This is a genomic window from Thiocapsa bogorovii, from assembly GCF_021228795.1.
Taxonomy (GTDB): domain Bacteria; phylum Pseudomonadota; class Gammaproteobacteria; order Chromatiales; family Chromatiaceae; genus Thiocapsa; species Thiocapsa bogorovii.
In genome coordinates this window covers 3,548,811-3,561,745 of the sequence record NZ_CP089309.1, presented here as the reverse complement: position 1 = coordinate 3,561,745, position 12,935 = coordinate 3,548,811, and the positions used below count along the sequence as shown (strand labels likewise).

General features: G+C 60.6%; 8 protein-coding genes. All 8 read right to left on the bottom strand.

Going from position 1 to position 12,935, the window contains the following annotated elements; all coding sequences use genetic code 11:
• Nucleotides 1-117: 117 nt before the first annotated feature.
• Complete coding sequence (gene tgt / locus LT988_RS15950; protein ID WP_232406527.1) at nt 118-1,227, bottom strand: tRNA guanosine(34) transglycosylase Tgt; 1,110 nt, start codon at nt 1,225-1,227, stop codon at nt 118-120.
• A gap of 6 nt (nt 1,228-1,233) precedes the next feature.
• On the bottom strand, nt 1,234-1,947 hold the full coding sequence (locus tag LT988_RS15945) for an HAD family hydrolase (protein WP_232406526.1): 714 nt from the start codon (nt 1,945-1,947) through the stop codon (nt 1,234-1,236).
• A 41-nt stretch (nt 1,948-1,988) separates the two neighbouring features.
• A complete protein-coding gene (msrA, locus tag LT988_RS15940; protein ID WP_232406525.1) occupies nt 1,989-2,525 on the bottom strand; it encodes a peptide-methionine (S)-S-oxide reductase MsrA in 537 nt (178 codons plus the stop codon).
• 802 nt (nt 2,526-3,327) lie between these two features.
• Nucleotides 3,328-4,203, bottom strand: a complete 876-nt coding sequence (locus LT988_RS15935; RefSeq protein WP_232406524.1) for a GNAT family N-acetyltransferase — start codon at nt 4,201-4,203, stop codon at nt 3,328-3,330.
• A 1,003-nt stretch (nt 4,204-5,206) separates the two neighbouring features.
• Nucleotides 5,207-5,359 carry a hypothetical protein gene (locus LT988_RS15930; protein ID WP_232406523.1) on the bottom strand — a complete coding sequence of 51 codons (153 nt, stop codon included), beginning with the start codon at nt 5,357-5,359 and terminating at the stop codon, nt 5,207-5,209.
• A 53-nt stretch (nt 5,360-5,412) separates the two neighbouring features.
• Nucleotides 5,413-7,245, bottom strand: a complete 1,833-nt coding sequence (locus tag LT988_RS15925) for a hypothetical protein (protein WP_232406522.1) — start codon at nt 7,243-7,245, stop codon at nt 5,413-5,415.
• Nucleotides 7,242-11,636, bottom strand: coding sequence for an MAC/perforin domain-containing protein (locus tag LT988_RS15920; RefSeq protein ID WP_232406521.1), 4,395 nt, complete (start codon nt 11,634-11,636; stop codon nt 7,242-7,244). The genes LT988_RS15925 and LT988_RS15920 overlap by 4 nt, the downstream gene beginning before the upstream one ends.
• 130 nt (nt 11,637-11,766) lie before the next feature.
• Nucleotides 11,767-12,717 (bottom strand): IS1595 family transposase, encoded by a 951-nt coding sequence (locus tag LT988_RS15915; protein WP_232406520.1) that lies wholly within the window; start codon nt 12,715-12,717, stop codon nt 11,767-11,769.
• Nucleotides 12,718-12,935: the final 218 nt, after the last annotated feature.

Here is a 12,935-nt window from a genome sequence, read left to right as displayed (position 1 = left end):
GGAGCAAGTTGCAGCGTCGGGGAAGACGCGTCGATTGCGTCGGGCATGGTTTCGAGATCGGCCCGACGTCGCCGCGCACCTTGGCCTCGGAAGGACGCGTCTTGGATCATGCCGGGATCATGCCGGATCGGGTGTTGCGCGCAATGCCTCGAACTCGCGGACGAAGTCGGTGTAGCGGCCTGCGGCGATGGCCTCGCGCAGACCGCGCATCAGGGTCTGGTAGTAGTGAAGATTATGGATCGTCTGCAGCCGAGCCCCAAGGATCTCTTTGCACTTGTCCAAGTGGTGCAGGTAGGCGCGGCTGTAATGGCGGCAGCAGTAGCAATCGCAGAGCGGATCCAACGGACCCTCGTCGGTGCGATTCGCGGCATTGCGGATCCGGACCTTGCCTTGGTGCGTAAAGAGGTCGCCGTTGCGAGCGTTGCGGGTGGGCAGAACACAGTCGAACATGTCGATGCCGCGACCGACGGCGGCGACGATGTCCTCCGGCGTGCCCACACCCATCAAATAGCGTGGGCGATCCTGCGGCAGCTTGTCGCTGAGAAAATCGAGGATGCGCAGCCGCTCCGCCTCCGTTTCGCCGACCGACAAGCCGCCCACGGCATAGCCGTCGAAGCCGATGGTCATGAGCCCGTCCAAGGATTCGCCGCGCGGTCCCTCGTGCATGCCGCCCTGAACGATGCCGAAGAGGGCCGAGGGATTGTCGCCATGAGCCTCGCGCGAGCGTGCCGCCCAGCGCAGCGAGAGCGCCATCGAGGCGCGCGCGTGCGCCTCGTCGGCAGGATAAGGCGTGCACTCGTCGAAGATCATGACAATGTCGGAGCCGAGCGCGCGCTGCACCTGCATCGAGATCTCGGGGCTCAGAAAGACCGGACTGCCGTCGACCGGCGAGCGGAAACGCACGCCCTCCTCCGTGATCTTGCGCAGTGCGCCCAAGCTGAAGACCTGGAATCCGCCCGAGTCCGTGAGGATGGGCCGCTCCCAGTGCATGAAGCCGTGCAGATCCCCACAGCGTCGAATGATCTCGGTGCCGGGACGCAGCATCAGATGGAAGGTGTTGCCGAGCACGATCTCGGCGCCGAGATCGGTCAGCTCCTCCGGAGTCATGGCCTTGACGGTCCCATAGGTCCCGACAGGCATGAAGGCGGGGGTCTCGACCGTCCCGCGCGCAAAGCGCAAACGGCCGCGCCGGGCCAGTCCATCGTTGGCCAGGAGATCGAAATCCATGCGTGCTTACCTCGGGTCGGGCCGCGGCTCGGCGTCGAGCCAATCCAGGAGTTGATGGAGCGTGGTCACGGTTAGCGTCGGCGGCGCCAGATCGTCCGGCCAGGTCCGCCCATAGCGATTGACCCAAACCGCAGTGATCCCGACCGCGCGCGCCCCTTCGACATCCATCAGGGGGTCGTCGCCGATGTGCAGGCACTCGCTCGGCGCACAGCCGGCATGCTCGAGCGCGCGCATGAAGAGCGCCGGATGGGGCTTGGAGGCACCCGCATCGGCTGCCGTGATGCTGTGCTCGAAAAGCCCTCGCAGCGGTGTCGCCTCGGGATTGGCGGTGCCGTTGGTGAGCGAAACCAAGCGATAGCGCTCCGAAAGCGTCCGCAGCACCGGAGAGACGTCGTCGAAGGGCTCGACCCGATTGCGATGCTCGTCGAACAACGCCATCGCCTCCTCGGCCAATCCGACCGCATAGTCGAACGACTCAAGCAGCATGGCCAGCGAGCGGCGGCGGATCTGACCCAGGTCATGCGCGATCTCGGGCATGGCGTCCATCAACTCGCGACGGTGACGGCGCATGCTCGCCAGATCGTGGGCCTCGGCCAGACGCGGGGCATGCCGACGCAGCCAATCGTGGAAGACCTCTTCGGCGGCCTGGATCACGGGCACGCAGGGCCAGACGGTATCGTCCAGGTCGAGGGTGATGAGTCGAATGGCGTACGCGGGCATGGCTCTATCCTGCGCCGAGCGTGCCGATTCGTCGACCGAGATCACTCGACCAGGAGTGCCGCATGACGCGCCCTGAGCTTGGCGAGCTTCGGCGATATCACGACCTGGCAGTAGCCCTGACTCGGGTTACGGCGGTAGTAATCCTGATGATACGCCTCGGCCGGATAGAAGATCGGGGCAGGCTGGACCTGGGTCACGATGGGGTCCGGCCAGACGCCTTCGTTGTTCATCCGCGCGATCACCTGCTCGGCCACCTCGCGCTGCGCCTCGGAGTGATAAAAGATCACCGAGCGGTATTGGCTGCCGACATCGGCACCCTGCCTGTTCAAGGTCGTCGGGTCGTGGATCGTGAAGAAGACCTCGAGCAGCGTTTCGAAATCGATCCGCGTGTTGTCGAAGCCGATCTCGACCACCTCGGCATGGCCGGTCGTACCCGTACACACCTGATGATAGGTCGGCTGAGCACCGGCGCCCCCGGCATATCCGGAGACGACGGACTGCACGCCTTCGAGCCCCTGAAAGGCCGCCTCCAGGCACCAAAAGCACCCCCCGCCGAGTGTCGCTGTCTCAATCGCCATCTCTATTCGCTCCCGCTGTGCTTCGCAACCGCGCCGTGGCGCACCGAGGCCGCGTGAGATCGTCACCCGTTTCGGCCTCTTCTCGCATCGAGAGTTGGGGGCGAGGCCGCGCCCGCAACAGCGTGGTGCGGAAATCGACGTTTCGGATCGGATTCGAAACCCTCAAGGAGGGGTTGACAAGAGAAACGGTAAATAAGAAACTGGTGATGTACTGAAGCTTCGCGCTTCGGTGCACTCCTCCATCCTCCTTTGGTGGTAACTTCTGAGCGCGACGCCCGTCGCGCTTTTTTTTTGCCCGTCGCTCGACGGGTCGATGTCGCCGGACAATCCCGCTGGCGCGAGTCGATCAAACATCACCGGCCGGGACTCGTCGAGATCCCTCTAGGCCGGGTGCTGCGTCATCCAGTGCCGGGCAATCTCCTCCCTGCGGCAGACCCACACTGAGTCGTAACTCTGCACATGATCGAGAAAGCGCGCGAGGGCCGCCGCGCGCGCTGGATGACCGCTGATGCGAGCATGCAACCCGACGCTAATCATTTTCGGGAAGTACGCCCCTTCCTGCCAGAGTTGGTCGAAGGCATCCTTGAGTATATGCTCTCAATGCTGCGGTCGCGTTCGTCAACGCGCGATGGTCGGCCGTACAGCTCGTGTAGGTAGGCTTCCGACTGCGCATCCCCATTGACAATGCTCGACTCCGCACCCTCCTCGATATTGAGCACGAACTGAACCGCAACCCGAGCCGCATTGGGCCAGCGCGGATGGGGAGGCCGTCGGCCGTAGCCGACCAGATCGCGCTCCGCCATCAGCCCAGCTCGAAGGTGGTGACGCCGAAGATACGCCGGTGCGCAAGATCCGGGGGCGGGCCCAGATACATCCGGGCACAGCCGAAGACCTCGACCATTCGGTAGCGTCGCGCGAGTTCGATCGCCGCGGGATTGTTCTCCGGTGCATCGAGGAACAACGGACCGCCGGCGGCAAAACCCTGAAGGTGCAGGAACAGCGACTCCGCGGCCTGCGCATCGTCGGCGAACAGCGGGCCGATCTTGCATCCTTCCCGGCAGCGGCGGATGACGCCGTAGCCGCTCAACCGGCCGGCACGCCGGCAACCGAGGGCCAAGGTGTCGGGCTGCGACAGCCAGCCGTTTAGAAAGCTCGCGCGGGCGGCGGGGAAGCAGGTCCGGTCGTAGGCGACAACCTGTTCGAAAGCAATCTCGGTAAGCGGGGTGATCTGCTCGCCGCCAACAGGCGTAGCGTCGAGATGGTCCGGGATCTCTGCACGAAAGCGAATGTCTCGATGAGAGAACACGAAGCCACCCTTGGCGTAGTAAGCCTGCATCGCGAAGACGCCGTCCATGCCGATGCTCGCCCCCGGGCGCAGTCGGGCGAGCAGGCGCTCACGGCGGGCGTGCCAAAGCGCATTGCCGAGACCCAAACCCCGAAATTCCGGCCGGATGATGAAGAAGCCCATGACGCCGAACTCACCGTCATAGGACGTGATGGCGCCGCCGCCGATCAACGCTTCTTCGAGCTCGGCGGCGACGAAGGCATCGGGATCGGTGGCCCAGAACACGTCGGCATCATGCAGGCCCGGGTTCCAGCCCTCCTGCGCTGCCGAGTTCACCAGCTCGTCTAGCTCTCGCCGGGACATTTGTCGGATCAGAAGTTTACGGGTGATCATGTCGCTCTCATCGGTTGCTCATCCGGGGTGCCGGATCTCAGCTTGATCCGCCGCTAGAACGACGACTGTCGACAGCCCTTCTGATTGAAGACCGATCGGCTCCGGGCTTTTGGCCTTGTCGTCTCGATTGCGACGCGCAGGTGCACAACAGAACGGGTCTTACGTTGGCCGATCGGTACTCAAGAGAACGCCGCTCCGATCCTTCATGCGGTCTCTCATGAGCAAACTGTAGTCTCCGGGAGCTGACCGACACTAACGTCGCCTATTCTGGCCTTGTGGCGGCATGCATTCGCGGGCTCGAACACCCGCGCCAGCGGTATGGCCAAGAGATAGCGCGGCCGGGAAACAAGCATCGAACGCTGGAACGGAAGGCGGTGTGGCGACTCTGCCGGATGAACTCGGGTTCTGAAGACGGTCCACCTCATAAGCGGCGGCGACCGCACGCATGGGTGGAATCGGCGGCAAGGCCGCAACAGCCGATCAAAACAGGCTGAAGCTGTCTGCACCATGTTATTCAAAGATGACAGCGCGAGTACGGACTGGGGGATGTGCCCCGGCGACGGTGAAGACTTCGCAAGGAAAGTGAGTCGCGACTCCCCGAAGGACAGGCCGAATGCAGCTTCGAAAAGTGCTTTGCTTTCCATCTTACCCAGCTGCGGTCCGCTGGCGGAAGAAAGTCCAGATGACGGATGGGACCGGCGGAGGGAACAAAACGCGGGCCAACCGTCTCTGAAAATTCGTGCTTGGAACCGCAAGGGCAGGAGAAGACTCGGAGATGTCGTCGGGCCCGCGTGCTGCCGAACGCATCAGCCGCGGCGAATTACCTGGTGTTGCTCCCCTTCGCATTTCAGGATGACGCTAAGCCGCGATTCGGGCCCGCGAGAGAATAGTTCCAGTCCGTATCCGTCTCTTGTGTCCGCTCACTGCCAGGCGCCTCGCGACGGGGACCGGTGCGCGCACTTTTCCACGACACTTGATGACATCGTGGCCCCAGCGCTTCAACCTAGATCCGACAGCTTACTCGGGTTAGCAAGGCGTTCGCGGCCACCGACAGGAACACGCGGACCATCCGGTCGCGACGCTTGGCGACGGCGCCGTTGAAATCCGACTCATCCGATACGTACTTGCCGGACACGACCCCGATCAGCGATTCCACGCTTTGTGATACCACCCGTTTACACACGCTCAGGCCGGAATGTTAGGCGTGGGTTAGACTTCTTTCGGAATCGCTTCACCACCTGGGTCCGCTTTGTTGTAATGATGTTGCCTGGTTGAGAAATGCTCCATCACCTCCTGGCTACGCCAGCGGTTGATCGTGCCGATCACGCCTTTTTGTTCGATGACGGTTTCCAGATGCTCCTTCAGTGCCTCAAGACGTGCGACCAGAGCGTTCTGCTCCGGTGTATCGAGGAGCCCGACAGATATCTGGCGCGCGCGCTCTGGAGTGAGCGCCTTCAGGCGATTCAAAAGTTCCTGATCTATAAACGCCGGACGCTCCGGCAGCGTACCGCGCGGCAGGAAAGGATCACGGTTATGACCGAATGCCTGATCATTGTCGATAAGTTGGACGCCACCCTTAGGTGTGATGAAGAAATTGCCTTGGTTGCGATCAACTTGACCACACAATAGGTCGAACCATTCGGCCCTCGCGAGATTGCGCCATAGTTCCGGCCGCATGGCCGCCTTACGGAAGTCTGGCCCGAGTTGATCGCTCTGGTTTTGAGGATCAATCCCGACACCAATGCGACCGTCGCGGTAACGATAGATCCCCGCTTTCTCCACGTTCGCGATAGCGGCTTCGTCGCCAGCCTCCGCCAGCTTTAGCTGCCGGTCGAAGTCCGCGTATTGTACATGTTGCCGGGAGAGAATATTTAACCGGCGCGGCTCGCGTGCTGGTCCCCCTTCGGCTTCACCCTGGATCACGCCATTCCGGCCGGCAACGTTGAAGGCTTCAGTTCGCGGCACCATTTCGCCAATACCAAGCTCTTGGGCGAGCCGATAGGTCATAATCTGCCGCGCACCTTGGCGAAGCGTAGCATCGTTGGTGAGTCCGATTCTCGCGTCTGTTACGACGTCAGAGTCGTTCAATACACCGTCGGGTTTGAAGACGGCATTGGTACGCCCATTCTGGTCAGCGGCTACGCTACGGGTATTCCAATCAACATACAATTTGTAGACCTTGGCATTATCACCACCCAGTTGTTTCAAAGAGTTCAGATTGAGATCGCGAGCGACGGGGTCGCCTGTGAGATTTTCAAAGAATCGTTGACTGGCCTTAACCAGAGCAGTTTTGATTTGGTCTAGGACTGGCTCGCTTCGACCTGGAAGCATTCTGCTGCTTTTTTCTTCCCGCCGGATATCGATCAGGGCTTGGAGCGCATCGATCGAGTTGATACCAGACTGAAGCTGCGCTTTTTGCACTGCAGTGGGTTCATTGTTCTTGGATAAGGGAAGCCGCTTCATGTAGTCCCGAATGCCCTCCAAGCTCTCGCTCAGCTTGGTGGTATTTTCTTGACCAATCAGCTCTCTGAAGTTCTGAAGCTGGGCTTCGAACTCTCCGTCACCCGGTTGTCGATATGCCGCAAAAATATTCACCAGATGCTGTGCCAGCCTGCCTTCCGATTCTCCGACCGTAAGCCGTTCAAAATCGGGCATCGTCTCCGGGTGTCCGTGATCTTCGTCGAAACTACTTAAACGCCTCTCGATCCGCACCGCCCGGCTATTTTCCGGCAGGCCGCGTGCCCGACGCCGGTGCTCAGCGCGCGCCTCAAAAAATTCGTTGTGCCTTGCAGGCGCTTCCTCACCGATGACCTCGACAAATTCAATGAACTCTTCCCCGCGATAGCCTTGGCGCCATTGCGGTGTCGTTTGCGTGAGCCCTTGCTCGTCCACCGCATTGTCCTGGCGTTCCGCTTCCCTCTCTTGGTCGCCCTGAATTGAGCGCTCGCTTGAACTTTCACTTGAGCTCTCACCGTTGGCGAGCGTCTGGGAACAAGGCGCTAAACTCAACAGCAACAGTATGAGCCAGACTCGTTCGATCATTGGAGGTACCTCACACTGTAGTGGAGGATATGGTCGACGCAGTCGGCGCAGTTCTCGGCTGGCGGCTCCATGGTCAGGGTGTGCTGGAACCACTGGCCGGCGATACCATCGAGTTCGGCCGGGGTAGTTGGTCCGCAGTTCTCCCCAGCGGCACAAAGAAGCCAGAGAGCCGGTGACCACTTAGATAACCCAGATGGCCTTTCCTCGGGTTTTTCCGCTTGCTTGATGGCATCGACCAGCTTTGAACCTTTGCCGGTCACGTATTCGTCCCAAAGAATTTTGAGGCCCAGGGTAGCGCCATCGAGCGCACCATCCAACAGCGCGTCCTTTGTGGTCATGTCGTCTGACACATGGCGGTGGAGCACCCGAAACTCGCGATCGCGGCGGTTGATGAACTCCACGTTGCCACCCCAGAGGATATCCTCCGCGCTCATCGCGAACCTAGCCATTGCATTCGCTTGCAAGTGTTGGCTCTTGGGCAAGATGTCGTCGAAGCTGTTGCAGAGGACTTGAATCGCCATCGGCTTCAGCGCCTTGCCGTCTTCATCTTTTGGTAACTCGGCGGGGGCTGCGTGGTCGAGCAGCAGGTGGCCATTGCGGTCATAGGCAGAAACGCTGATCAATGGATACGTGGCGTGCGCCTGCGGCTGGAGCGACTGGCCCTGCCTGGACGGGTAGTCCATATAGGCAACATTCTCTTCCTCTTCGATCTTGAGGGTGCCCCAAGTTGCCCAATTTTCGTCGGGCGGCGTCTCACCGCAGTAGAGGTGGTCGAAGCGCACTTCCAAGTACCCTTGACGCAGTGGCGCCGATGGTCTTGGCTCAATGCCATCATGGCTGGCGATGTAGTCGCCGATCGCGCTTCGCAACTGGTGGCGAACCCGAAGGGAAATCTCCGGATCGGAGAAAAAGACCGATGACAAGAGCTCGTCGATCGGTCGCAGCACAACGTGAACCGGGACGACGCCATCGGTGCCCACGGACCAGCTTTCGGCGCCAAGGCCCACATGGGCGCCGCCGATCCAGTAGAAGTTCTCATTCGACGAGCCCACGACATCGCGGAACTGGCGCGCTGTCTCTTCCGCGTGTTCTGTACCGAAGTTCAAAGCGGTTTCGGTTTTGGCATCCAGCACCAAGCCGACTTCGGTCTTGGTATCGATGCCTTTCTCGAGCAAGGTTCCACGCGTGCGTTCGTCCGTATCCACAGTCAACACGCCAGCACCACCGTAAATCACCCCAACCGCGTAATGGGTGCCATAGGTTTCAATGAAGCTCTGAAAATCCTGGTGTTGCACCAAACGCGCGATCCGCTGGCGGAAGTTATCATCGAGCTCGATGGCGCTCTTGTCCAAGATGAGGTCGTAAAAATAGGCGCGAGAAAAGCCGATCGAACGTATCTTCTTCTGTTCGGAAATCGTCTGTTCGGCCTCCTTCATCGTCGAACTGAGGGAAAAAGAGGGCAGTGCTTTGGATTTCAGGCCGACGCTGACCGAGCTCGAAACCGCATCTTTGAACTCCTGATAGGTGGTGGTCTCGTGGGTCTCCTTATGGATGTCACCTGTGAATTCGGGCACGAAGTTCAACCCCCGGGGAACGAAGATCCGGTTGAAGTCGTAATAATCCTTTGAGCGCCCTTGCGGTTGGCGGAACACCATCCCCGAAGCACCTGTCCGGGTGAGGTGGATCGGGTCCATCTGCAACAGATCGTAGCCCGTGTAGCTGGCCTGAAGATTTACGGCCTTGGATAGCGCGACGAAGGTGTTGTTGTAAGTATCGTTCGGCGTCACCGCATCGGGATCTTCGATCCGCTCCAAGGTGATCGCTTTGGTGCCGAATGCCCAATCCGGGGTTGGATCGATAGCCGTCACCTGGATCGACCCACCCGGATTGATCTGCATGGTCGGGTTGTCGAACGGTGCCACCAATTGTCGAGCGTCGCTACCGCGCCAGAAGTTTGGATTCTCCTGAACGAACCGCAGCGCGTCTCCGTTCTCTGCGATCAGGGTCACACCCGGCTCTTCGAGCCGCGGCGGCGCGATAAAGGCCAGGCCCGTGAAGGCATCGGTACTCTTGCCCTGCAAGCCGTAGAAACCGACACCGCGGTCCATCCAGATGCTGCGTACCGGTGTGAAGCGGTTGATTTTCGCTCGTGCCTGCGGGCCGTTGGCGAACGGACCATAGGTCTGTCGGTTAGTGTGGATCTCCAAGGCGGCGATTTTCCCTTCATCCATCACCCGCCAGGTCAGTCCCCGGATCTCCTCGTCGTCGGCGAACCAGACATAGTCTTGGCGCCGCCGCTCCCGCGGCAGATCGCATTGCACCCGAAACGGTTCCTGAGCCGGCAGGTCTTGTTGGGAGCTTGTCATCAAGGGCCGGTATGGAAACCAGTTCTCCCGCTCCAGATCATCGGGTTTGTCGCAGGCGATAATGCCGATCCACGTCAGCCGGTCTTCGAACTGCGTCATCAGCAGTCCAGACACCCGCCCGGTCGGCAATGGTCGACGATCCGGCTGAACCCACTCCCCGTGCTCGTCCGTTAGCTGGTATTTGCTGGCGTCCAGACCATCATCGGCGATCAGGCGATAGAGGGGGTGGATCGAGAACTGGCCATGCTCGATTTGGTTGTCATCTCCCTGCACCGCGCTACTGACCAGTTGGCTGAGCGCCGCCCGCGCTGCTGGCCCGTATACCGCTTCATTGTTGTGGTATCCGTCGAGGGCCTCGTGCAGCGGCGATAGATTCGGCGGTTCCCCGCCCTTGATGAAGGCTTCAAGATTGTGAATACGGGTCTCGGTCTGGGTCGCCTGGCGCCACCAACCATCTGTCGGGGTTCGATAAGCGGGTGCCTCGTTGAAGTCGAGGGCATGACCTGTGGCATCGGCGGTCAGAATGAGCCTGACGGCCTGGGGGAGAGGACGCTCCGGGTCAGTCTCTTGGGCGACTTCACGGGCGAAGATAAAGTCAAGGCTGGCCCCCCAAAGGCGGAGCCTTCCGAACGTGCCCTCGAACGGCCAACTGCCATCGCTAAGTGCACCCACTTGCAAAGATCGGATCGTATCGCCTGGGATGAATCCGACACCGACCTCGCCTGCCCACTCACCGTCGACATAAAGGGTTGTCTTGCCGAAAGTTGATTGCAGCGAGATACGGTAAAGGTGACCGCGTTGGAAACGTCTGTCCATAGAATAAACAACGGTGCCCGATCCATCGGACACGGCGAGACCGGATCGGTCCGGCATGATGTGGACAGCGAAAACAGGCCCCTGCTCACCTTGCAATGAGAGCAGTGTCGGCGGCACCTTCCGTTGGCCGAACCAATCCGCCGACATCCAAAAATCCATAGCCAAGCCTTTGGGCGGCGCTCGATCCGCTTCGGCCATCACCAACCCAGGCGGTGCAAGATCGGGATGCAGGATCACGCGTTCGGTTTGAGCCGGTGCATAGGCCGGCGCTGCGGTATCGACGGTTGGCCGCGGCGGCAGCAAACGCGGAGCCAATCGGATGATGAAGCGGAAGCCTTCTATATCCGAGCGCAGCTGGAGCGAATCATCCGGTAGTCCGCTCGTCAGGCGATGAAAGCTCAAACCTTCCGAGAGTTTTCGAACCCTGTCGCCGTCATTCGGGATCGATAGAATTGCGCGACGCAAATCTTCGCCGCGGGCGTTACATTCGTCGCGTTCGGTGACGCCTTCGGTCTTTTGGAAGCAGAATACCTGGGTGGTATAGCGCCGATCGTTGGCCGCGACCGGGCCGTCGATCAAAGCTTCAACAAACCGAGCCCCACGGCCAGCTCCCACCGCCTCGAAGCCGAGAACGTCGCTGAGAATGACATCCCCGGCCGGCGCTGCCCGCACCCCTGCCAATAAAGCGTCTTCGGCGGGATCGGATACCGGCGGACCGGGCAGATCTTCAGAGACCCTCCTCCCCGCAAAACGGACCAAGAATCGAAACCCTTGAAGCTCGCCCTGGAAGACCATGTCCTCATCGGGGAGACCGTCGTCGACGACCTGAAACACCATTCTATCGAAAAAGCGATCGACGCGTCGATCGCCGAAAGGCACATCTCGAAGCGCATCGACAAACCTCTCATACCCTGTCCGACAGCGCGTTTCATCTCCATTCGTGTCGGAGACGTCGTGGCACAAGGCGAAAATACGGAAGTCCAGATCGGTTGGCGCTGGCTCCCCGCCCAATAGATCTTCGAGTATCGGCTGAAAGTTTCCTTGCTCTATATCCGTAAAACTCAGAAGTGGACTGACGTGTACTGCGCCACCCCCTTGTTCGGAGAGTGCGAGCAATGTGTTCTGCGCAGATGCTTCGCCCCTTCCGAACAACAGCAGAGCCAAACCTAGCCCGACGCACCGGACACTCAAGAGCGAATTTCGCAGCATTCCCATCCTCCGATTGTCGGGACGACCCTGGCACCTGCCTATTTCATTGACCGGAAACCATAAGGTTAGCATCCAAGGGTGTGATGGAAATTCGCTGCTCTGATCGGATTTGCAGCAAACGGCCACCTGATTACCAATGAGCCTCAGCCAACTTGAGCAGACGGTAGGGCATGGGCGGGGTTCGCGCGGCCGCAATGCCGAGGCGCGGCAGCATGGCCGCCAGGTCGAAGCGGCGATTGAACCGGTAGCAGAACTCCGCGAGGTAGCGCGGCAGATGTTGGGAGCTGGCCTTATGATAGGTGCCCCTCATCGCGGTCTTCACGTTGCCGAGGATGGTGTTGACCCACTTGCGCTCGGGCAACTCGACGCCGCCGGCGCCGCTGCCGGTCACCATGGCCTGGTGCTCGATGCCGGCATCCGCGATTCCGCGAAAGCAGGCGAGGCCGTCGCTGACGACGATGCTGTCGGGATGAATGAATTTGGCGGCCCAGTGCGCCAACTCGGTCTTGCGGAATCCTGCAACCACGCTCATGCGCAGCGCGATCGGGTGGCCCTTGTCGTTCTTGGCCACGGCGGCAACGAAGGGGGTCTTGTTGGGTGAGCCGCGTCCGGGGGTGCCGCCATGAACCTCGCCGCCCCAGTAGACGTCGTCGATCTCGATTACCCCGCTCAGTTGGCGATCGGCGTCGCGTTCGAGCATGACCTGCAGGAGCTTGTGCTTGACCTTCCAGGCCGTGGGGTAGGACACCCCGAGATGGCGCTTGAGCTCAAGCGCGGAGATGGCGTTTTTCTGTTGCGTGAGAAGATACATGGCGAGAAACCAGACGGTCAGGGGCAGCTTGGTGTAGGCGAAGATCGTCCCGGCGGTCAACGAGGTCTGGTGGTGGCAGTGCCTGCACTGCATCAGCTCGCGCGTGCGCAGCGCCGTGAAGTCCTCGGCATGTCCGCACTCAGGGCAGACGAAGCCCGCCGGCCAGCGCCAGCCGAACAGAGCGTCGGCGCACTGCTCCTCGGTGCCGTACTGCGCAAGAAAGTCAGGCAAACTCAGACCCTTCTGAAACTGGATGAGGTTCTTGGCCATGGTGCAGACTCCCGGTGGTGGTCACGGCACCAGTGTGCGACCGCCGGTGGCTCAAAACGTGAGCCTGCGGAGTCTCGTTGGTAATCAGGAACGGCCATGTTAGCTGGTCGAGGACGGTGGGGCTTGCGACTTTCAACCAGACCGACTCGGAGGCCTCGGACTGTCGTATAAGAATCATTAGGAAATCGAAGCGCCCCTCAGCGCCGCAAAACGATCTG